This is a genomic window from Actinoplanes sp. NPDC049316 (assembly GCF_040677315.1).
Lineage (GTDB): Bacteria > Actinomycetota > Actinomycetes > Mycobacteriales > Micromonosporaceae > Actinoplanes.
On sequence record NZ_JBFAQM010000048.1, the window covers coordinates 21,238 to 42,693 of the forward strand.

Below are 21,456 nucleotides of genomic sequence, written 5' to 3' on the forward strand. Positions count from 1 at the left end.
AAGCTTCTCCGCCCTTTCGCCCATCGGGGTCGCTCCTTACCTGTGTAGCGACCCCGATCAAGGCGAACGCTACCCGCGGGGACCTCCGGCCACGTAGATCACCTGGCCGGACACGAACCCCGCTCCCTCACTGACCAGGAAGGATACGGTGTTGGCGACGTCTTCGGGACGGCCCGCCCGGCCGACGGGAATCTGACTGATCGCCGCCTTCTGGAAGTCCGCGAAGTCGACGCCGACGCGCGCGGCCGTCGCGGCGGTCATGTCGGTCACGATGAAGCCGGGCGCGACCGCGTTGGCCGTGATGCCGAAGCGGCCCAGCTCGATGGCGAGCGTCTTGGTGAAGCCCTGCAGCCCGGCCTTGGCGGCGGCGTAGTTGGCCTGGCCCCGGTTGCCCAGCGCGGACGTGCTGGAGAGGCTGACGATGCGACCCCAGCCGGCGTCCACCATGTGCTTCTGCACGGCCCGGCTGAACAGGAACGCGCCGCGCAGGTGGACCGCCATCACGGTCTCCCAGTCGTCGTCGGTCATCTTGAACAGCAGGTTGTCGCGCAGCACCCCGGCGTTGTTCACCAGGACGGTGGGCGCGCCCAGCTCGTTGACCACCTTCTCGACCGCCGCCGTGACCTGGGCCGGGTTCGACACGTCGGCGCCGACGGCGAGCGCGGTGCCGCCGGCGTCGTGGATCGCCGTGACCGTGTTGGCGCACGCGCCCTCGTCGAGGTCGACGACCGCGACGGCCATGCCGTCGGCGGCGAGCTTGCGGGCGGTCGCTTCGCCGATGCCGCGCGCGGCTCCGGTGACGATCGCTACCCGACTCGGCTGGGTCATTGCTGGCCTCCCGCAGATACAGATCTCCTGACGGGCCGACTCTAGCCGAGAAGTTACCGGCCGGTCACAACGTGATTCACGGCTTGCGGCAGAGGCGGATCCAGCGGTATCCGTACCCGGCGATCGGCAGGGCGTCCAGCTTGCCCGGGTCCGGGTACTCCCGGTCGGCGAGGATGTCGTTGGGGAACTGCGCCTCCGGCTCCAGCGAGCTCAGGTCCACGACGCCGTCGTCCGGGCCGAGGTTGTGGATGAAGACCATCGTCCCGGTGGTGTCGTCGGCGCGGTGCACGAGCACGCCCGGCGGCACCGGGACATCGACGTGCTTGCAGGTGCCGCTGCCGACCTCCGGGGCCTCGCGCAGCGTGCGGATCATCCGTTCGAACCACGACAGCAGCGACGAGGGGTCGTGCCGCTGCAGCGTCACGTTGACCGTCTCGTAGCCGTACTTCGGGTCCGAGACGACGGGCCGGACCAGGTCCTCGGGCGCGGCCGCCGAGAAGCCGCCGTTGGGCAGCGAGGACCACTGCATGGGCGTACGGATGGCGTCGCGGCCCTTCTGCGTGAGGTCGTCGCCCATCCCGATCTCCTCGCCGTAGCGCAGCACGGGAGTGCCCCGGAGGCTGAACTGCAGGGCGTACGCGAGCTCGATGCGCCGCCGGTCGCCGCCCAGCATCGGGGCGAGCCTGCGCCGGATGCCGCGACCGTACAGCTGCATGTCCTCGTCGGGGCCGAACTGGGCGAAGACATCGTTGCGCTGCTCGGCGGTGAGCCGGGAGAGGTCCACCTCGTCGTGGTTGCGCAGGAACGTTGCCCACTGCCCGCCGTCGGGCAGGGCCGGCGTGTCGCGCAGCGCGTCGATGATCTGCTCCGGGTCGTGCCGGGCCAGCGCCAGCATCAGCCGGCCGTTGAGCATGAAGTCGAACAGCATGTGGATGCGGTTCGAGGAGCCGCCGCCGTCACCGAAGAACTCCTTGAGCTGGTCCGGTTCGACGTTCGCCTCGGCGAGCAGCACCGCGTCGCCCTTGCGCCACTGGATGTGCTGGCGCAGGTCGGTGAGGAAGGCCAGGTCCTTGGGCGACTGCGGGTTGCCCGGCTCGGTCTCCTCGATGATGAACGGCACCGCGTCCATCCGGAAGCCGGCGACGCCCAGCTGCAGCCAGAAGGCACAGATCTTCTTGATCTCCTCGCGGACCTGCGGGTTCTTGATGTTGAGGTCCGGCTGGAACTTGTAGAAGCGGTGGTAGTACCACTGCTTGGCGGTCCGGTCGTACGTCCACGTCTCGTTCTGCTCACCGGGGAAGACCATCCCCTGGTGGCGGTCCGGCGGCTGGGTGTCGGACCAGACGTACCAGTCCCGGTACGGCGAGTCCGGCGACGACCGCGCCGACTGGAACCACGGGTGCTGGTCGGAGGTGTGGTTGACGACCAGGTCGATGATGACCTTGATGCCCCGGTTCTCCGCCTGGTGCAGCAGCTCCGCGAAGTCGCCGAGGTTCCCGAAGCGCGGGTCCACGTTGTAGAAGTCCTCGACGTCGTAGCCGTCGTCGCGGTTGGGGGTCGGGTGGATCGGGTTGAGCCACAGGCACGTCACGCCCAGCCGGGCGAGATAGTCCAGCCGCCCGATCAGGCCGCGGATGTCGCCGACGCCGTCGCCGTCCGAGTCGACGAACGTGTCGATGTCCAGGCAATAGATGACGGCCTTCTCATACCACCGGTCGCTCATGCGGCTCTACATGACCCGAGCGCCGCCGCAGGAAACCCCTGGCCCACTCCACGGGACGAACCTTCTCGAGAGCCAGGAAGCTCGCCAGCGCGGCGAGGTGCGGCGCGAAGGAGATCGTGATGGTCGCAAAGGTGACCGCGTGGAACGAGTAGAAGAACGCGACCGCGCGGTTGCGCCACCGGCCGTGGAGCAGGAAGATCGCCGGGCTCGCCAGCTCGAAGAGCATGATCCCGACCTGCGCGAGGATCAACAGGTACGGCACCCCGGCGATGAGGTCGGCGAGCTCCGTGCCGCGCCGGATGATCGCCCGCGCCAGCACCGAGCTGGTCACCCAGTCGATCCCGCCGAAGCGCAGCTTGGCCAGCGCGGCCAGGAAGTACGTGCACACGACCGCGATCTGGGTGACCCGCAGCGCCCAGCCGCCGGCCTCGGTCCGGGTGGGGTCGCCGTGCCGGGCCCGGCCCACGGTCGGCAGCGCGGCCAGGGCGACGAGCAGGCCGACCCGGTCGTGGTCGACCTTGCCGTAGCTCATCGCGATGACCATCCACTCGAAGTACAGCGCGAAGACGGTCCACCCGAGCAGCCGCGGCGCCCGCCCGGTGGCGGCCGCCAGCGAGACCGCCAGCAGCACCCAGAAGATGCCGTGCACCAGCAGCGGCGTGGGGGTCGGCAGGTGCAGGAGCCGGCCGACGAGCAGCGGCTCGTAGAGGTCGCCGGGGGTGCTCGCGTGGTGGCGTACCCAGGGCGTGAAGATCACCAGGTCGGCGGCGACGAAGAGGTAGATCAGGGTGCGGAACGCGGCGACCCGGCCCCTCGGCACGGGCTCGGTCAGCCACGACACCACCCGGCTCACGGCGCGCCCGTCCAGGTGGCGACGACCTCGTCCCGGCTCTCGCCGGTGGGGCGCGAGTCCTCGATGCCCTCCCAGCGGATCACGATCCGGACGGTGGTCAGCCGGGCGGCGCCGGGGCTCTTCTCCGCGTACGCGACCGCGATCTGCCGCAGCCGGCCCGGGTCGTCGACGTACGCCTGCTGCTGGCCCTCGATCTCGGCCCGGCGCAAGCCGCTGTTGGCCTCGGTCAGCACGATCGTGCGGCCGGTGGTGTCGACGCCCTCGACGCGGGTGTCCGGCGCGTCCGCATCCGGGTCGGGAGCGGTCGAGTACATCCGGAAGGGCCCGAACGGGAAGTCGTCGTCCTGGCCCCAGAAGGTGCCGGCGAGCAGCAGGACGGCCGCGACCGCGGTGACCGCGACGCGTACCGCGCGCCCCCGGGCGCTCAACGTGTCCATCGCGCCCGGACCCTACCCGGTTCCCGCCACCCGCGGGCCCCGCCTCTCCGGGCGGCCAGGTTCGCACCCACCGGGCCGGGTAACACTTGAGGCATGCATTCCCTGGCGGCGGAGACCGACCTCAACAGGCTCACCGGGCTGACCGGCTGGGTCGCGTCCGTGATCGAGTCCCTCGGTGCGGTGGGCGTCGGCCTGCTCGTCGCCCTGGAGAACCTCATCCCACCCATCCCGAGCGAGATCGTCCTGTCGATGGCGGGCTTCCTCGCCAGCGAGGGCAAGGTGAACCTGGTCCTCGTCACGATCGCGGCGACGGCCGGCTCGGTGGTGGGCGCGCTGGCGCTCTACTGGCTGGGCCACGCGCTGGGCGAGGACCGGCTGCGCCACTGGCTCGACCGCATCCCGCTGGTGGACTCCGACGACCTGGACAAGGCCGACCGGTGGTTCGAGAAGCACGAGAGGTCGGCCGTGCTGTTCGGCCGGATGGCGCCGGTCGTCCGGAGCCTCATCTCCATCCCGGCCGGCGCCAACCACATGCCGCTCGGCCAGTTCACGCTGTTCACCACGATCGGCAGCGGCGTCTGGAACTGCATCTTCGTCGGCGCCGGGTACGCCCTCGGTTCCCGCTGGCAGAACGTCGAGCAGTACAGCAACTGGATCAACTACGCGGTCTGGGGGCTGATCGCGCTGGTCACCGCGCAGTGGGTGGTCAAGAAGGTCCGCAAACGCCGGCGCGCGACCGCGGATCGGTGATCCACGGCCGCGCGTCGCTGGTACTCCGGTCAGAACCCGGCGCTGATCCGGGTGAACTCCCAGTCCGCCTGCGCGATGCCCGAGCAGTTGGAGACCACGCCGCCGCCGGCGCAGCCGCGGTCACGGTTGACCGCCCAGAAGGTGAACCGGGCGAAGCCCTTGCTCTTCGCGTAGTCCCGGATCCGGGTCCACGTGTCGGGGCTGGTGAGCTCCTGCTGGTCGGACAGGCCGTTCATGCCCGAGATGCCCATGTGCGAGTACGCCTGCGCGTCGGTGTACCCGAACGTCGACTTGAGCAGGTTCTTCAGGCCCTCGGAGGCGCCGACGGTGCTGGCGTACATGTCCGCGCCGCCGCCGAAGTCGAACGGCATCTGGGTGAAGATGTCGATGTTGGCGTTGAGCGCCTTGGCCTGCTGGACGAGCCGGGTGCCGAAGTAGTTCGGGCCGGTCGTCGAGGTGCCGAAGGTCAGGATCGTCTTCACGTTCGGGTTCTTCTGCTTGACGATCTTCAGCGCGTTGAGGATGCGGTCCTGCACGACCGTGTTCTCGAACTCGTCGGAGTTCTCGATGTCGATGTCGATCGCGCCGAGCTGGAAGGCGTCGATGACCTTCTGGTACGCGCCCGCGAGCGCCTCCGGCGTCGAGCAGTTCGGGCCGAGCTTGTTACCGCTCCAGCCACCGATCGACGGGACCACGCTGCCGCCCGCCGCCTTGATGGCGTTGATGGTGCTGGCGTGCACGCCGCCGGTCAGGCCACCCTCGCCGTCCCAGACCGGGTTGCAGCCGTTGGCGAGCACGAACGCCATGGTGAACGCCTTGATGCCGGTGGCGTTCATGACGGTCGAGGGCGCCGGCGGGTTGCCCCAGCCCGGGTAGATGTACGGCGACGACGCCATCTTGGTGCCGGTCGACGGCGGCGTTGTCGGGCCGGTGGGCGGCGGGGTGGTCGGGTCGGTGGTCCCACCGCACACGCCGTTGTCCGCCCAGACGTCCCACTGCCCGCTGTGCGTGGCCGGGCTCTCGTTCTGCGTCCACCACTTGGCCGTGTAGTTGTGGCCGTTCTGGGAAGCGGTCATGTCCTTGGTGTAGACCGCGAACGAGCTCCAGGCGCCGGCGCAGGCGACGGCCGCGTTGGAGGCGGTCATGGGGATGACGGCGGCCGCGGTTCCGGTGAGGGCCACCGCCAGGGCGGCCAGGTAGCGCATCTTGAGCTTCATTCGGGGGTTCTCCGCTCAGGGCAGGGCGTGGACGTGGGGGGATACGGCGTTGGCCCATCCGTTGCCGGCGGTGACGTCCCAGTTGATCGACCAGGTCATCGCGCCACGGAGGCCGGGGTAGGTGTGCGGCGGCTTGAAGGAGCCGCAGTTGGTGCCGCGGGCCAGGCAGTCCAGCGCCTGGTTGACCACGGACGGGGAGACGTAGCCGCCACCGGCCGCGCTGGTGGTGGCCGGCAGTCCGATCGCCACCTGGTCGGGGCGCAGGCCGGCCTCCAGCTGGATGCAGGTCAGGGCGACGATGAAGTTCACCGAGCCCTGGCCGTACGCGGCGTTGTTGTCGCAGCCGAGCATCGCGCCGGAGTTGTAGAACTGGGTGTGGACGACCGTGAGGATGTCCTTGATGTCCAGCGCGAGCTTGAAGTACGAGCCGGCCGGGTTCTGCATGTCGATGGTCTGCGGCGCCATCGTGATGATGAGGCTCGAGCCGGCCTTGGCCCGCAGGCTGCGCAGGGCCTGGGCCATGTAGGTGGGGTTGAGCCCGTTCTCGAGGTCGATGTCGACGCCGTCGAAGCCGTACGTCTGCATCAGCGAGTAGACGGAGTTGGCGAAGTTCGTCGCGGCGCCCGAGTCGTTGACCGACACCGAGCCCTTCTCGCCGCCGACGGAGATGATCACCTTCTTGCCGCGCGAGTGCAGCGTGGCGACGTCGGCCTTGAACTGGTCGTTCGTGTAGCCGCCGACGCTGGACGACAGTCCGGGGTCGATGCCGAACGAGACCGCGCCCGGCGTGCTCGTCGCGTCCGCGAAGGCCACCGCGATCAGGTCGTACGTGTTCGGTACCGCGGCGAGCTTGATCTCGTTGGCCGGGTTGTCGAAGTTCTGCCAGTAGCCGGTGACGAAGTGCTTCGGCAGCGAGCCCGAGACCGGCGGAGTCGTGGGCGGCGTGGTCGGCGGCGTCGTGGGCGGGGTCGTGGGAGGGGTGGTCGGGGGCGTGGTGGGCGGGGTGGTCGGCGTGGTGCCGCCGCCGCACGTGCCGTTGTCGGCCCAGACGTCCCACTGCCCGCTGTGCGTCGCGGGGCTTTCGTTCTGGGTCCACCACTTGGCGGTGTAGTTGTGGCCGGACTGGGCGGCGGACATGCCGTTGGTGTAGACCGCCGTCGAGCTCCACGCGGGAGCGCAGGCGGCGGCCGCACTGGCGGTCGAGGCGACGTACACCGTGGCGGCCGCGGCGGTGGTGACGGCTGCCGCGGCCAGGACTAGGGATCGGCGCATGGGGGTGGGCCTTCCACGGGAACCGGTGGGGGTGCGCCAATTATTAGGACTGTTAACAGAGGATGTAAAGGCATCCGTGAACTTAACTTTCCATTAACCGAGCGGGCCGGCCGCGCACCTCGCGCGGCCGGCCCTTCCGTGTACGTATTGAAGAAAGCTGCTACCTGCGGAACTGCAGCCAGTTCACGTTGACGAAGTCCGCGGGCTGACCGCTCGAGAAGGTCAGGAAGACGGTGTGCCGTCCGGACACGTTGGACACATTGCCCGGCACCGACCGCCACGACTGCCAGCCGCCGGTGTTGCCCAGCGCGAACGAGCCGATCGGCGCGTTGCTCCGGCTGTCGATGCGCACCTCGATCAGGCCGCTGACTCCGGCGCCCGCACCCGAGGCCACCCGGGCCACGAAGTCGCGGACTCCGCCCGTACCGAAGTCGACGTTGTTGTACTGCAGCCAGTCGCCGTTGCCGATCCAGCCGACGTCCTCGCCACCCTCCGAGCACGCCTCCTTCGCCACCGCGGACGCGGCGTCGTACGACTCGGCCTGGATGGTGCCGTACGCGTCCCGCGTCCCGCCCGACGGCGGCGGGTCGGTCGGCGGCGGCGTGGTGCCGCCACCGCCCCGGCTGTAGACGGCGACGTAGTCCACCAGCATCGAGCGGCCCGAGACGGTCGATCCCGTCGGAGTCCCGGAGCCGGCGACGCCGTTCGGGAAGGCTCCGCCCATCGCCACGTTCAGCAGCAGGAAGTAGCCGGCGTGCCCGGTCATGTTGGTCCAGTGCGGCTCACCGATCTGGCTCTGGCTGACCGAGTGGAACTGCTGCCCGTCGACGTACCAGCGCAGCTGGTTGGGGCTCACGCTGCGGTCCCATTCGAACGCGTACGTGTGGAAGGCCGACTGGCAGCTGGACCCGGGGCAGGCCCGGTTGGCGCCGATGCCGAGGGTCTCGTTGCAGGGGCCGCCGGGGTTCACGCCGCAGTGCAACACGCCCCAGACGGAGTTGATCCCGTTGACGTTCTCCATGACGTCGAACTCGCCGACGCCCGGCCAGTTCTGGTAGTTGCCGCGGTACGGCGCGCCGAGCGCCCAGAACGCGGGCCAGTAGCCGGCGGCCTCGGCACCGGTCACGTTGGGCATCTGGATGCGGCCCTCGATGCGCAGCACCCCGCCCGCGGGCGCCTTGAAGTCGGACCGCTGGGTCTCGATGCGCGCCGAGGACCACTGGCCCGACCCGTTGCGCACCGGCGTGATGCGCAGGTTGCCGGAGCCGTCCTGCGCCAGGTTCGTGGTGCTGTTCGTGTACGTCTGGATCTCCCCGGTGCCCCACTGCGCGGGGCCGCCCGGGTAACTGGTGCCGGTGTCGATGATCCAGTTGCCGGAGCTGGGGAGGGTGTTGGCCGGGCCGGTGAAGTCGTCCGCCCAGACCTGGGTCCAGCCCGACGGGGGCGGGGGCAGGGCGGCCTGGGCGGAGACGGCGACGGCGGCGGGGGCGGTGAGGGCGGCGGCAGCGGCCGCGGCGGCGAGGAAACGGCGACGGATTCTCATACGACGGCTCCCAGGGCTGTCGTGGGGACGAGAGAGCGCTCTCAAAAAAGTGTCCGGCTCGTTTCATGAAGTTGTCAACATTAAGAACTTTCGATCTATCGACGGAGGATGAGCTGCTCCGCCGCCGTCCAGGCCGACGAGGTCACCAGGTAGAGCGCACCGGCGAGCGGCAACCACGCCACCGCGGCGACGGACAGGTACGGCACCCCCGCCAGCACCCGCCGCAGCGGAGCGTCCGGCGCCATCGACTGCCGTACGCGCCGGGACGACCACCACGCCAGGAGCCCGGCGAGGGTCAGCAGGACCGCGAAGACGGGCAGGCCGCTCAGCAGGTGCTCGGTCAGCGGCACCCCGAACAGCCGGCCGGCCAGAACACCGGTCGGCGCACCCGCCCCGGGCTGGACGACGTGGTACATGAGCATGAAGAACGGCGCCTGCGCGAGCGCGGGCAGCACGGCGGCGTACGGGCTCACCCCGCGTGCCCGCTGCAGGGCGAGCGTCTCGGTGGCCAGCGTCGCCGGATCACCGCGGTGCTTCTCGCGCAACGCGGCCAACTCGGGGGCCAGCGCGGCGCTGCGCCGGGCGGAACGCGCCTGCAGCCGGCTGAGCGGGCTGATGAGCAGGCGGACGGCCATGGTGAACAGCACGATGGCGAGGGCGGCGGCGAAGACACCGGCCGAGGGGACGAGAAGGGCGGCGAGCCCTTCGAGGCAGGAACGCGCGACATCGACAAAAATGGACATGGGAGTACCCCTGCGGTCTGGAGAGACAGGACGCGGAGGCGGCCGTGCGCTACGCGAGCGCGGCCGCGGGGTACGCCGAAGGCGCGCGAGGGCGGGGGCGCCCGGGTGCGTCAGGATCCAGGAAGCGGGGCAGCGGGTGGGCGCCGGAGCGGCTCGCCGTGGCGACAGCGCCGATCGCCGGCGAGGGTGCGAGCGCAGGCACCCCGGCGGCTGCCAGCGCGACGAGCAGGCCGGCCGCGACCGCCGCCAGCCCCAGCCACAGGTGCGACGACTGGGTGCCGGCGCCCGGCAGGGCGACAGCGGCCCAGAACCCCAGCAGCAGCACGGAAATCACGCTACGCCTGTGGAGCAACATTCGTTTTCGGGCAGAGCGCGGGGGGTACCTTGCGGCGCATGGCGACGTCGGACACTGCGGCACAGGCGACCACGATCTCTGAGGAGGTCGCCGAGGAGGCGGAGGCGCAGGGTCTGCTGACCCTCGGCGTCGAGGAGGAGTACCTGCTCGTCGACGCGGTCGAGCCCCGGGCGGTCGAGGCGGTCGAAGACGTCTTCGACCAGCTGCCCGAGGAGCTGCGCGACTCCATCCAGCACGAATACATGCGCAGTCAGATCGAGAGCGCGAGCCCGCCCCAGCTGGAGCTCTCCGAGCTCTACGACGCCCTGCGACGGCTGCGAGCCGGGCTCGCCACCGCGGCGGAGGCGGCCGGCGCACGCCTCGTCGCGGTCGGCGCCGCACCCGCCGCCGGGCCGCACAGCCGGGTGGTCGACAAGCCTCGCTACCACCGGATGCGGGAGCGCTTCGGCGACCTCTCCCCCGGTTCCGGCCTCAACGGCATGCACGTGCACGTCAGCATCCCCGACCCGGAGACCGGCGTGCAGGTCCTCAACCACCTACGGCCCTGGCTGCCCATCTTCCAGGCCGCCGCCGCGAACTCGCCGCTGTTCGCCGGCCGCGACACCGGCTACGCCAGCTGGCGCTCGATGCTGTGGGAACGCTGGCCCACGGTCCAGCCCACGCCGCACCTCGAGTCCCACGAGCACTATCTGCAGATCATCGCGGACCTGCAGGCGAGCGGCGCGGCGCTCGACGAGGGAATGCTCTACTGGTACGCCCGCCTGTCGGCGAACTACCCCACTGTCGAGATCCGCATGGGCGACGTGTGCCCGTCCCTCGACGACACCCTGCTGCTGGCGGCGCTCGCCCGCGGCCTGGTGGCCACCATCCTCGGCGACATCCGCGAGGGCAAGACCGCGCCGCAGCTGCCGTACCCCCTGCTGACCGCCGCGCACTGGCGGGCCGCGCACGACGGCCTCGAGGGCCTCAACATCGACATGGCGACCCGCGAGCCGCGCCCCGCGTGGAAGCTCATGCGCCAGCTCTTCGACTACGTACGCCCCGAGCTCGAACGCCACGGCGACCTGGAGATGGCCACCGTGCTGATGGGCCGGCTGCGCTCGCACGGCACCGGCGCGGCCCGGCAGCGTGCCCTCCTCTCGCAGCAGGCGACGGTTTCGGACGTGGTGGACTGGCTCGCCATCACCACCAAGGGCGCGCCGCTGGGGCCGGGGGCGTCGCTCGACCAGGGAGCCGCATGAAGCTTGTCGTCGTCGGGGCGGACGCGGCCGGGATGTCGGCGGCGTCGCAGGCGCGCAAGCTCAAGGGCCCGGGCGAGCTGGAGATCGTCGCGTTCGAGCGGGGGCACTTCACGTCGTACTCGGCCTGCGGGATCCCGTACTGGATCGGCGGCGCGGTCACCGATCGGGACTCGTTGATCGCTCGCGACCCCGCTGCGTTTGCTCGAGCCGGCATCGCCGTACGGTTGCGGCACGAGGTCGTGGCGATCGACCTGGACCGGCGCGAGGTGGTCGCGCGGGATCTGGCGGGCGGCGGCGAACGCCGCGAGGGTTTCGACGAGCTGGTGTACGCGGCCGGCGCCGTCCCCGTGACACCGGACTGGGCCCGCGTCGACGCCGAGGGGATCTTCGGCGTTCAGACGCTCGACGACGGTGCGGCCATTCACGCCTGGCTCGACCGTGAGCCCCGTCCCCGCCGCGCGGTGGTGATCGGCGGCGGCTACATCGGCGTGGAGATGGCCGAGGCGATGGTCCGGCGCGGGCTCGACGTGACGCTGCTGGAGAAGGCGCCGCAGCCGATGTCCAAGGTGGACCCGGACATGGGCGAACGGATCCGCGAGGCGATCTGCGGGCTCGGCATCGAGGTCCGCACCGGAACGCACGTAGAGGAGCTCGAGACCACGCGGGGCCGGGTCTCCGCGGTGGTCACCCCCGACGGGACGTTCCCGGCCGACATCGTCGTTCTCGGTCTGGGCGTACGCCCCAACACCGCGATGGCCGAGGAGTCCGGCATCCCGCTCGGGGTGACCGGCGGGCTGCGTACGGACCTGCGGATGCGGGTCGTCGGGACGGACGGGCGCATCGACGGGCTCTGGGCGGCCGGGGACTGCGTGCAGAGCGTCCACCGGATCAGCGGGCAGCCCGTGCACGTGCCGCTGGGTACCCACGCCAACAAGCAGGGCCGGGTCGCCGGCATCAACATCGGCGGCGGCTACGCGACGTTCCCCGGTGTCATCGGTACGGCCGTGACGAAGGTCTGCGACCTCGAGGTGGCGCGCACCGGCCTGAGCTCTCTGGAGGCGTCGGCGGCGGGCTTCGACTTCGTGACCGCCACGGTGGAGTCGACCAGCCGGGCCGGCTACTACCCGGGCGCCAGCTCGATGGCGGCCAAGCTGATCGCGGAGCGGCGTACGGGAATGCTCCTGGGCGGCCAGATCGTCGGCCGCGCGGAGGCCGCCAAGCGCATCGACGCGCTCGCGATCGCGGCCTGGAACCGGATGACGGTCGAGGAGATGACGGCGCTCGACCTGAGCTACGCGCCGCCGTTCTCGCCGGTCTGGGATCCGGTGCTGATCGCGGCGCGCAAGGCGACCGAGCGGGTGCACGCCTCGCGCTGAGCCGTTTCCCTGCGTCTTTCGCGGTGACGCGTCCTTTTTTGCCGGGGCGCCGCACTCGCGCTGCCTGCGATGATTACTTTCGGCCACTCGATGATCACGAATGCGGTATCGTTTTTGATCTTGCGGCACGGTAGGCATGACGGATGCCGCCGCAATCCCCCGATCGTCCGGCGCAGGGACGAGGCCCGCGCCACGCAGCCGCGTCCGAGCGCGCCCGCCACGACGCGCTCACCGGCGGCACCGGCGGCTTCCCGCACGTGACCGTCCTCGAGGGCGAGACCGCCCTCGGCCGGCACCGCCGCCCCGAGTCCCTGGCCGACAACACGGTCCTGCGCCCGCCCGCGGCACAGCGCATCGCCGGCGGCCGGCGCACCACCCTCGACCTCAGCCCGCGCTCCCGCGCCGGTTCGCCCTCCCGGAGCCGGTCCGCGTCCCGGTCGGCCTCCGCGTCCCGGTCCGCCGCTCGCTCCCGGTCCGCCTCATCGGGCCGGCCGGTTCGAGGCCGGCACGCCAAGGCGGCCGACCCGCTCGCCATCACCGTGCGCCCGCTCCCCGCCGTCCGCGACGCGGCCGGCGCCCTGCGCGACTGGGCCCGCGCCGACAACGGCAAGCCGCCCGCCACCGGCGCGCACCGCGCCCCCGGCACCCTGCCGATCGAGTCCTGGCTGCTCATCGGCCGCCACCGCCAGCAGGCGCTGCTCGCGGCGCTGGTCGCGGTCGGTCTCATGCTGATCGTCCTCCCGATGCAGCGCGGCGGCGGCACCGACGTCAACCCGATCAACGCGGCCGACCACGCGATCGTCACCACGCACGCCCCGGCCGCGAAGTCCCCGGCGAAGAAGCCCGGCGACACCCCGGCCGCGCCGGTGAAGCAGCAGAGCCCGGACGCCTCCGAGCCCGCGACCGACCCCAAGCCGCCGGCCGGCAAGAACGAGCCGGCGCCGGCGCCGAGCGGCGCGGCCCCGAGCGCCGCCGCGGTCCTCGTGCCGGAAGGCACCGGCCCGGCCAAGTCCCTGCGTACGACCGGCAGCGCGACGGTCGCGCTCACCTTCGACGACGGACCCGACCCGGTCCAGACCCCGAAGATCCTCGAACTCCTCGACCAGTACGGCATCAAGGCGACGTTCTGCCTGGTCGGCGACCAGGTCCGCCGCCACCCCGACATCGTCCGCCAGATCGCCGCGGCCGGCCACACCCTGTGCAACCACACGTGGAACCACAGCCTCACCATCGGCAAGGACAAGCCGGAAGACATCCAGAAGGACCTCGCCCGCACCAACGCCGCCATCCGAGCGGCCGTCCCGGACGCCGACATCCCGTTCTTCCGGGCGCCGGGCGGCAACTTCACCGACCGGCTGGTCGAGACCGCGTACACGGACGGCATGACGTCCCTCTACTGGGAGGTCGACCCCCGCGACTGGGACCACCCGGAGCAGGAGGACGCCAAGACGCACGTGGAGAAGGTCATCAAGGGCGTCCAGCAGAGCGTCCGGCCGGGCTCGATCGTGCTGTCCCACGACTTCAACCAGCCCGACACGATCGCCGCGTACGAGAAGCTGCTGCCGTGGCTGCAGGAACGGTTCACGCTGGGCCTGCCCTCGCAGCCGGCCCCGCCGAGGGCAGCACCCGTCGCGTCGGCACCGCCTCCCACCGACCAGTAGCCGACGCCCGGCTCCGTCAGGCCGATGGCTGGCAGGTCGGGCACCAGTAGAGGTTGCGGCCCGCCAGCGGTCCCCGCAGCACCGCCGTCCCGCACACCAGGCACGGCTGCCCCGGCCGCCGGTACACGTACACCTCACCGCCGTGCCGGTCCACCCGCGGCGCGCGCTGCATCGCCTCCGGCGTATGTGCGGTGTGGACGGTGTCGATCCGGCCGCGCGCCACGCCTTCCTTCATCAGCGCGCGCAGGTCGTCCCACATCTGCTCCCAGCAGGTCGCGGAGATGCTCCGCCCCGGCGTCGTGGGGGCCAGGCCCGCACGGAACAGCACCTCGTTCGCGTAGATCAACCCACACCCGGCGACCACGGTCTGGTCCAGCAGGAGGGCGAACACCGGCTTCGTGCTGCTGCGGATCCGACCGTACGCCACCAACGGGTCGGCATCATCCCGCAGCGGATCCTGGCCCAGCCGCGCCCGAAGCGCCGCCACCTCGACGGGATCGAGCACCTCGCACGCGGTCGGCCCGCGCAGCTCCAGCCAGTGCCCGGCACCCACCATCACCATCCGCAACTGCCCGACAGCCGCGGGGGCGGGCACCTCACCGTCCGCGAACTTCCCGTAGAGGCCGAGGTGGATGTGCAGGCTCAGCTCGCCGTCGAAATGGTGCAGCAGATGCTTGCCGTACGCCTCGGTGTCGACCAGCGTCCGCCCGGTGAGCAGGGCCGCGCCGGCGGCGAACCGGCCCTGCGGGCTTGCCACCTCGACCTTGTGGCCGGCGAAGAGGTCCCGATGGCGAGCGGCAAGGCGGTGAATGGTGTGTCCCTCTGGCACGGTCCGCAACGGTAGCCGATCCCCCGGCCGGTCACCCACGCCATCGATGCGTCCTTGATCACCGACCCGCGCTCGGCAGCCTGCGGCCCCGCGCTCCGCGCCCCGGCCCTTGGCGGGATCCACCCCGGCCGAGAGTCCGGCCTCGCGGGCGACGACGCAAAGTCCCCGGCCGATCAAGCCGGGCTCTCCGTCACCGGCCGAGACATGGCTTACCCGGCCGGGCCGCATGCAAAAGGTCCCCGACCTTCCGCGGCCGGGGACCTTTTCCTGGTGTCGTTCTCGGTCAGCCGCCGAGGCTGGTGTACAGGCTGTCCGGCGCCTCGGTGATCTGGTTGACCGGCGGGCGCTGCGCCTCGACCGTCGTGCCGTAGTCGGTGTAGAGCACCTCCAGCGGCTGGGCCTGCTGGCCGTTCACGGCGGGGAGCTGGATCGTCAGGGCGGACAGCCGGCCCTGGTCGTCGACGCCCGCGGTGAACGGCACGTTCTGCGCCTGGGCACCCCAGGTGCTGACCATCTTCTGGTCGACGCCGGCCACACCGGCCGCCTTCGTCAGATCCAACGTGCCCTTGTAGCTGCGGGAGTCGACCTGCTGTACGTCCGTGGTCGAGCTGAGCAGCTGGGAGGTGTTCGCCGGGTCGATCTGGCCGGGCCGCAGGCCGACGTTCGCGCCCTCGGGCAGCCGGGACACGTCCACGTGCGTCCACGTGCCGGCCTTCGTGATGCCGGGGACCTGCACGTACAGGTCCTTGTCGACGAGCAGCGTCTTGACCTCGATCTCGGTGTTCGGCCCGGTCGCGGTCAGCGTGGCCGTACCGATGCCCTTGGTCGCGTCCATGAGGCCGTTCATCTTCAGCCCGGGCCCGGACGTCACGGTCACCTTGAAGCTCTCGGTCCCGAGCTTCGCGGCGGCCGCGGCCAGCGCGGAAGCGGCGGCGGGATCGGCCGCGCCGACGCTGGCGGACGCGCTCGGCACACCGCTCGCGGGAGCGCCGGCGCCGGGATCCGCGTCACCGTCGGCGGAGCATCCGCCCACGGCCAGAGCAACAGCGGCCACAGAAGCGAGCCCGAGCCCACCGATACGAGCGGTACGCATGTCGATCCTCCCTGCCATCCGTCGCCGCCCTGGCAACGGCCTGCCTGCCAACCGTCGCCGCCCTTGGCAACGGTGCACCCGGTTTTCCCGATGCCCCGCAAAATGAAACGACGCCACGCCGTCGGCATTGGACGAACGGAAGAAAAAGGAAGGGGCAGGACGGATCGGTTGATCCGCCCTGCCCCTTTCTTTCATCGATCGAATACGAGACCAGGCCGACCCCGCGCGGTCCAGCTCGCCGACCACCCGGCTCACCGGCCGCAAAGGCCGACGACGCCCACAAGGTCCGGCAAGGCCGACCCCGGTCCAGCTCACCGACCATCACGGTCGCGCAAGCCGGGCAGGCCGGGAGGCCGACCGTGCGGTCACCCGGTCCGGGACGACATGGCCGTCCTCCCGGACGCGGGCGTCCGCGTCGAGGCGCGAGTGCTCGTGTTTCCCGGCGGGCCCTCAGGCGTTGAGGAGGCCCGAGAGCTGGCTCGGCATCTCCTCGACGTCGGAGGCCGGCGGGGCCTCGACCGAGACCGGGGTGCCGAAGTCCGAGTACTTCGTCTTGATCTTGCCCGTGCCCGGCTGGATGGAGCTCATGTCCAGGGTGAGCTCGACCAGGCGGCCCTCGCTGTCCTTGGTGGCCGTGAAGGGGATCTTGGTGGCCTTGTCGCCCAGGGACTTGAGCTGGTCGCCCTTGTTGAAGCGGGGCGACTTGGTCAGGTCGAGCGTGCCCTTGAAGCCGTTGGCGCCCACGCGCTCCACGCCGGTCACGGACTGGAGCATGGCCTTGGTGCCGGCCGGGTCGTCCTTCGGCAGGCTGAACGAGCTGCCCTCACCGACCTTGGCGGCGTCGATGTGCATCCAGGGCTTCTTGCTGGTGCCGCCCTTGAGCATGTCGCCGATCTGGCCGCCGAACTTCATGTAGAGGTCGTCGCCGAGCTTGCGCATCTCGATCTTCGTGCCCTTGCCGAGCGCGCCCATGTCCATGCTCATCTTGGCGGTGCCCGCCTTGGGGTCCGCCACGCCGGTCATACTGAGGGCGCCGGCCATGTCCATGTCGATCTTCACGCTCTGCTCGCCGAGCTTGCTGACCGCGGCGGCGAGGTCGGCCGCCGGGTCGAGCTTCTCGGCCGCCTGCGTTGCCGCCGCCCCGGAGCCGGTGGCGCCGGTCGACGTGCTGTCGCCCGGCCCGCAGCCGGTCAGGCCGAGCCCGGCGATCAGCGCCAGGCCGGCGATCGCCAGCCGTCGATTCTTCATTGGGTGTCCTCCCCGTCTCCAGCTCCTGTCGGGGCCCACCGTAGCGAAGACGTGCGACATTTTCCGACCCCGGCCTACCGCGGGAGGGCCGCCGGCGGGCACTAAGCTCGGCTCATGGCTGATCTGCTGGACGCGGAATCGGTACGCAGCGCCGTGGCCGTGCTGGACGGCTGGGAGGGCGGAACGGACGCCATCGTGCGTACGGTCGGATTGCGCAGTTTTCCGGCGGCGATAGCCGTCGTGGACCGGGTGGCCGAGGTCGCCGAGCAGATGGACCACCACCCGGACATCGACATCCGCTGGCGCACGCTGACCTTCCGTTGCAGCACCCACTCGGCGGGCGGCGTGACGACCCGCGACATCGCCCTGGCCAACCGGATCGACCGCATCGTCGCCGACGCCTCCTGAGGAACGCCGACTCTCCCGAGGAAAGCCGACGCCTCCTGAGGAACGCCGACTCTCCCGAGGAAAGCCGACGCCTCCCGAGGAAGGCCGACGCCCCCCGAGGGAGAACGCCCGGCAGCGCGGCCTTCCTGACAAAGACCCGACCGGAAGAGGCGGCGTTCCACCGCGAGGCCCGCCCCCGGCATGCCCGGCCGCCCCGAAGCCTGGCTTCGGCCGCCCCGAAGCCGGGCTTCGGTGGAAGCGCGAATCCCCCACTCCCGGCGAAACGGCGTGGATCACAACACCTTGCGCCGCCCTGATTCGCCGCCGCGCGCCGGCAGACGGCATGATGGCGCAAGGCAAGCGCACGCCCACGAACCGGGAGGTCACGTGAGATTCGAGGTCAGCAAGGTCCTCGACGCCATCGAGGCCCGTCTCACCACCGACCCCGCTCTCGCCCGCGCGGTGGTCGATCTCTCGGAGATCGTCCGGTACGCCGACCTCGACGGCGGACGCCCCGCCAGCATGCTGCGCCTGGGCCTGGTCATCGACGCGCTCGGCCGGCACGTGGCCGAGGAGAACGTCCCCGTGTACGCCGTGGTGCCGCGTGGCCTGCTCTCCGACGCCGACCTCACCTCCAACGAGCGCATGGTCGTCCGCCGCTGGGCCGACGACGGCGTGGTCGAGGTGGTGCCGCAGCTGGACGACCGGGTGCTCGAGGTGGCGGAGCTGCTGGGCCTGCCGGTGCTCACGCGCACGCGGGCGGAGCGGTTCCGGGACCGCCGCCCGTGGGTGGAGGACCCCGGGCGTCTGCTCGCCGCCGTACCGGGCGCGGGCGGTCCGGTGCTGGTCGCGCGCGTCGGGCGCGGGGAGGTGCCGGCCGTGGCCGAGCCTTCGCCGCTCGGGCAGAAGCTGCTGTCCCGCGTGTGGGGGTGCCCGGAGAACTGCACCGCGTACGGTTCGGGTGGCGACCCGGACAGCCCCTTCGCCGACATGCGGAAGACGACCAGTCCGGTCTCTCAGCCGCCGCCCGCGCTGCGGGCCGGCGTGCCCACCTGCCCGCGGCACGGCACCCGGTTGCGCGACGCGGGTCCGCGCCCGGCCGTCGAGGTTCTTTCCGTACGCATCGACGGCATCGTCCGCCAGCGGTTCGTGGTGTCCACGGAGAAGCCGGTCGTGGTGGGCCGCGCGCCGGAGGGTGGCGGTGGCGTCATGCTCGGGCAGTGGCTGACCGACGACGCCCGGAAGTGGATCAGCCGCGGGCACGTCCGGTTCGCCCTGCACAGCGGGGAGCTGAGCGCGCAGGACGTGAGCACCAACGGCACCGGCATCCGCCCGAACGGCTCGCTCGACGACGACCAGCGCGTCACGCTGAACCGCGACGAGATCCGCACGCTGGCCCCGGACGACGTGGTCGAGCTGTACGCGAACGTGCACGTGGGCCGCGCCAAGCTGTGGACGTCCGGCGGGGTCAGCCAGCCGCACTCGGTGATGGCCGAGGCCCCGACGATGGCCATCCGCAAGTTCGAGCGATAGGCCCCCGGAAGGCGGAGGACGAGCGATAAGGCCGCCCTCCGCCCTGGCGGAGGCGGAGGACGGCCGAGACGGCCGCGCCCCCGGACGCAGACCGAGGGCGCGGCGGAACCCGGCCGCCCCGCAGGACGGCCGGGTGCGGTTCAGAGGATCGCGGCCAGCTGGGCCACCGCGTGGTCGATCTCCTCGGCCGTGACCACCAGCGGCGGCGCGAGGCGGATCGTCGAGCCGTGCGTGTCCTTGGCGAGCACGCCGCGCTCGGCCAGGCGTTCCACGGCCTGCCGGCCGCTCATCAGCGCCGGGTCGATGTCGACGCCGGCCCAGAGACCGCGCCCGCGTACGGCGACGACCCCGCGCCCGACCAGCGCGTTCAGGCCCTCGTGCAGCCGCGCGCCGAGCTCCGCGGAGCGCTGCTGGAACTCGCCCGTCTCCAGCAGCCGGACGACCTCGGCGCCCACCGCGCAGGCGAGCGGGTTGCCGCCGAACGTGGAGCCGTGCTCGCCGGGCTTGAGTACCCCGAGCACGTCCCGGTTCGCGGCGACCGCGGACACCGGCACGATGCCGCCGCCCAGCGCCTTGCCGAGCAGGTACATGTCGGGGACGACGCCCTCGTGCTCGATCGCGAACGTCTTGCCCGTACGCCCGAGCCCGGACTGGATCTCGTCGGCGAGGAACAGCACGTTGTTGTCGGTGCACAGCTCGCGTACGCCCGCGAAGTAGCCCGCCGGCGGCACCAGCACGCCGGCCTCGCCCTGGATGGGCTCGAGGAGCACCGCGACGGTGTTCGCCGTGATCGCGCCGGCGAGCGCTTCGAGGTCCCCGTACGGAACGATCTTGAAGCCCGGGGTGTACGGCCCGAAGTCGTCGCGCGCGTCCGGATCCGTCGAGAAGCTGATGATCGTGGTGGTCCGGCCGTGGAAGTTGTCGGCCGCCACGATGATCTCCGCCTGGCCGTCCGGCACGCCCTTGACCCGGTAACCCCACTTGCGGGCCACCTTGATGCCGGTCTCGACGGCCTCGGCGCCCGTGTTCATCGGCAGCACGAGATCCTTGCCGCACAGCTCGGCCAGCCCGTGGCAGAACGCGGCGAACTGGTCGTGCACGAACGCCCGGCTGGTCAGCGTGAGCCGGTCGAGCTGGGCGTGCGCGGCGGCGATCAGGCCGGGATGCCGGTGGCCGAAGTTCAGCGCCGAGTAACCGGCGAGGAAGTCGAGGTAGCGGCGGCCGTCGACGTCGGTCACCCAGGCGCCCTCGGCATCGGAGATCACCACGGGCAGCGGGTGGTAGTTGTGCGCGGTCCACCGCTCGGCGTCGGCGAGCGCGGCGGGCGTACGCATGTCCACGTCAGTCATGAACGGACCTCCAGGGTGCAGCACTTCGGGCCGCCGCCGGCCTTGCGGAGCTCGCTCACGTCGACCCCGACCGTCTCGTAACCGGCGGCCTGCAGGGCCGCCGTCAGCTGGGTGGCCTGCACCGGCAGGACAACGGTACGGCCATCGCTGACCGCGTTGAGGCCGAGGACCTCCGCGTCGGCCGGCGTGGCGATGACGGCGTCCGGGAACAGCCGGCGGAGCACCTGCTGCGAGCCGGGCGAGAACGCCGACGGCAGGTACGCGATGTTGCGCTCGTCGAGCACGCACAGCGCGGTGTCGAGGTGGTAGTACGCGGGGTCCACCAGCTGCAGACTGATCACGGGGCGGCCGAAGACCTCCTGCGTCTGGGCGTGCGCGGCGTGGGCGGTGCGGAAGCCCGTACCCGCGAGCAGCACCTCGCCGGCGAGCAGGATGTCGCCCTCGCCCTCGTTCGTGTGCTTCGAGTCGTACACCTCGAAGCCGGCGTTCTCGAACCACGCCTTGTACGCGGGCGCCTCGTCGGCGCGCTCGGCGTCCCGGAACTGCACGGCGAGCACCTTGCCGTCGACCACGGTCGCGCCGTTCGCGGCGAAGACCATGTCGGGCAGGCCGGGCAGCGGGTCGATCAGCTCGACGGTGTGGCCCAGGTCGAGGAACGTCTGGCGCAGGGTCTCCCACTGGCTGACGGCCAGGGCGTTGTCGTACGGCGCCGTCGGGTCCATCCACGGATTGATCCGGTACGTGACGGCGAAGTGGGTCGGCCGGCACATCAGGTAGCGGCGCGGGGCGGCGGTCGTCATGACGGCAACGCTATGCGGGAAGTGCCTGCGTACGCCCCGGATCAGTATTGCGCGCGGCGTCGATTCGTTGCGTGATCCGCGCCCGGCGCGACGATTCGTTGCTCGGGTGGGTGGACGGGGGCGGGTGGTCGCCGGACCTGCCCGAGACGTGGTCCCCGACGAGCACCCCGGCGCAGGGCCGGACGAGCGAGCAGTGGGACTCCGGGCCGTGGGGCAGC

At 71.4% G+C, this 21,456-nt stretch carries 20 protein-coding genes; 6 read left to right on the top strand and 14 right to left on the bottom strand.

The window, feature by feature from the left end:
- Positions 1 to 69: 69 nt before the first annotated feature.
- The 4 genes from fabG to AB0K03_RS39385 all read right to left on the bottom strand — a co-directional run bounded on the left by fabG (position 70) and on the right by AB0K03_RS39385 (position 3,841).
- Complete coding sequence (gene fabG / locus AB0K03_RS39370) at positions 70 to 828, bottom strand: 3-oxoacyl-ACP reductase FabG (protein ID WP_364696686.1); 759 nt, start codon at positions 826 to 828, stop codon at positions 70 to 72.
- Positions 829 to 904: 76 nt separating this feature from the next.
- Positions 905 to 2,551 (bottom strand): alpha-amylase family protein, encoded by a 1,647-nt coding sequence (locus AB0K03_RS39375; RefSeq protein ID WP_364696689.1) that lies wholly within the window; start codon positions 2,549 to 2,551, stop codon positions 905 to 907.
- Positions 2,532 to 3,395 (bottom strand): MFS transporter permease, encoded by an 864-nt coding sequence (locus AB0K03_RS39380; protein ID WP_364696751.1) that lies wholly within the window; start codon positions 3,393 to 3,395, stop codon positions 2,532 to 2,534. Before AB0K03_RS39380 ends, AB0K03_RS39375 begins: the two co-directional genes overlap by 20 nt.
- A 5-nt stretch (positions 3,396 to 3,400) precedes the next feature.
- Positions 3,401 to 3,841: a hypothetical protein gene (locus AB0K03_RS39385; RefSeq protein ID WP_364696692.1), complete on the bottom strand. Its 441-nt coding sequence runs from the start codon at positions 3,839 to 3,841 to the stop codon at positions 3,401 to 3,403.
- A gap of 93 nt (positions 3,842 to 3,934) precedes the next feature.
- On the opposite strand from AB0K03_RS39385, the gene AB0K03_RS39390 reads away from it, so the two are divergent.
- Positions 3,935 to 4,591 carry a DedA family protein gene (locus AB0K03_RS39390; protein ID WP_364696695.1) on the top strand — a complete coding sequence of 219 codons (657 nt, stop codon included), beginning with the start codon at positions 3,935 to 3,937 and terminating at the stop codon, positions 4,589 to 4,591.
- Between the two features lie 29 nt (positions 4,592 to 4,620).
- On the opposite strand, the gene AB0K03_RS39395 is transcribed toward AB0K03_RS39390, so the two are convergent.
- The 5 genes from AB0K03_RS39395 to AB0K03_RS39415 form a co-directional block, all read right to left on the bottom strand.
- Entirely contained in the window at positions 4,621 to 5,808 is a 1,188-nt protein-coding gene (locus AB0K03_RS39395; RefSeq protein ID WP_364696698.1) for a chitinase, read from the bottom strand.
- 15 nt (positions 5,809 to 5,823) lie between these two features.
- Positions 5,824 to 7,080, bottom strand: coding sequence for a glycosyl hydrolase family 18 protein (locus AB0K03_RS39400; RefSeq protein ID WP_364696701.1), 1,257 nt, complete (start codon positions 7,078 to 7,080; stop codon positions 5,824 to 5,826).
- Positions 7,081 to 7,240: 160 nt separating this feature from the next.
- Positions 7,241 to 8,623, bottom strand: a complete 1,383-nt coding sequence (locus tag AB0K03_RS39405) for a carbohydrate-binding protein (RefSeq protein ID WP_364696704.1) — start codon at positions 8,621 to 8,623, stop codon at positions 7,241 to 7,243.
- A 95-nt stretch (positions 8,624 to 8,718) separates the two neighbouring features.
- Positions 8,719 to 9,366: a membrane protein insertase YidC gene (gene yidC / locus AB0K03_RS39410; RefSeq protein WP_364696707.1), complete on the bottom strand. Its 648-nt coding sequence runs from the start codon at positions 9,364 to 9,366 to the stop codon at positions 8,719 to 8,721.
- A gap of 49 nt (positions 9,367 to 9,415) precedes the next feature.
- Positions 9,416 to 9,691 (bottom strand): DUF6412 domain-containing protein, encoded by a 276-nt coding sequence (locus AB0K03_RS39415; protein ID WP_364696710.1) that lies wholly within the window; start codon positions 9,689 to 9,691, stop codon positions 9,416 to 9,418.
- A gap of 68 nt (positions 9,692 to 9,759) precedes the next feature.
- Here AB0K03_RS39415 and AB0K03_RS39420 point away from each other — a divergent pair, with 68 nt between their 5' ends.
- From AB0K03_RS39420 to AB0K03_RS39430, 3 genes are all read left to right on the top strand, one after another.
- Positions 9,760 to 10,962, top strand: a complete 1,203-nt coding sequence (locus tag AB0K03_RS39420) for a glutamate--cysteine ligase (RefSeq protein ID WP_364696713.1) — start codon at positions 9,760 to 9,762, stop codon at positions 10,960 to 10,962.
- A complete protein-coding gene (locus AB0K03_RS39425) occupies positions 10,959 to 12,338 on the top strand; it encodes an FAD-dependent oxidoreductase (protein ID WP_364696716.1) in 1,380 nt (459 codons plus the stop codon). Before AB0K03_RS39420 ends, AB0K03_RS39425 begins: the two co-directional genes overlap by 4 nt.
- A gap of 143 nt (positions 12,339 to 12,481) precedes the next feature.
- Positions 12,482 to 13,999: a polysaccharide deacetylase family protein gene (locus AB0K03_RS39430; protein WP_364696719.1), complete on the top strand. Its 1,518-nt coding sequence runs from the start codon at positions 12,482 to 12,484 to the stop codon at positions 13,997 to 13,999.
- Positions 14,000 to 14,015: 16 nt separating this feature from the next.
- Here AB0K03_RS39430 and AB0K03_RS39435 read toward each other — a convergent pair whose 3' ends face one another.
- The 3 genes from AB0K03_RS39435 to AB0K03_RS39445 all read right to left on the bottom strand — a co-directional run bounded on the left by AB0K03_RS39435 (position 14,016) and on the right by AB0K03_RS39445 (position 17,169).
- A complete protein-coding gene (locus AB0K03_RS39435) occupies positions 14,016 to 14,828 on the bottom strand; it encodes a DNA-formamidopyrimidine glycosylase family protein (RefSeq protein ID WP_364696722.1) in 813 nt (270 codons plus the stop codon).
- A 283-nt stretch (positions 14,829 to 15,111) separates the two neighbouring features.
- A complete protein-coding gene (locus tag AB0K03_RS39440) occupies positions 15,112 to 15,921 on the bottom strand; it encodes a hypothetical protein (RefSeq protein WP_364696725.1) in 810 nt (269 codons plus the stop codon).
- A 450-nt stretch (positions 15,922 to 16,371) separates the two neighbouring features.
- Entirely contained in the window at positions 16,372 to 17,169 is a 798-nt protein-coding gene (locus AB0K03_RS39445) for a hypothetical protein (protein ID WP_364696728.1), read from the bottom strand.
- 114 nt (positions 17,170 to 17,283) lie between these two features.
- On the opposite strand from AB0K03_RS39445, the gene AB0K03_RS39450 reads away from it, so the two are divergent.
- Both AB0K03_RS39450 and AB0K03_RS39455 read left to right on the top strand, forming a co-directional pair.
- Entirely contained in the window at positions 17,284 to 17,577 is a 294-nt protein-coding gene (locus AB0K03_RS39450; protein WP_364696731.1) for a 4a-hydroxytetrahydrobiopterin dehydratase, read from the top strand.
- Positions 17,578 to 17,943: 366 nt separating this feature from the next.
- A complete protein-coding gene (locus tag AB0K03_RS39455) occupies positions 17,944 to 19,089 on the top strand; it encodes an FHA domain-containing protein (protein WP_364696734.1) in 1,146 nt (381 codons plus the stop codon).
- A 140-nt stretch (positions 19,090 to 19,229) separates the two neighbouring features.
- Here AB0K03_RS39455 and rocD read toward each other — a convergent pair whose 3' ends face one another.
- Positions 19,230 to 20,438 carry an ornithine--oxo-acid transaminase gene (gene rocD / locus AB0K03_RS39460; RefSeq protein WP_364696737.1) on the bottom strand — a complete coding sequence of 403 codons (1,209 nt, stop codon included), beginning with the start codon at positions 20,436 to 20,438 and terminating at the stop codon, positions 19,230 to 19,232.
- The gene (ddaH, locus tag AB0K03_RS39465) at positions 20,435 to 21,238 is read right to left on the bottom strand and encodes a dimethylargininase (RefSeq protein WP_364696740.1); all 804 of its coding nucleotides are present in this window, start codon (positions 21,236 to 21,238) and stop codon (positions 20,435 to 20,437) included. The genes rocD and ddaH overlap by 4 nt, the downstream gene beginning before the upstream one ends.
- Between the last annotated feature and the right edge of the window lie 218 nt (positions 21,239 to 21,456).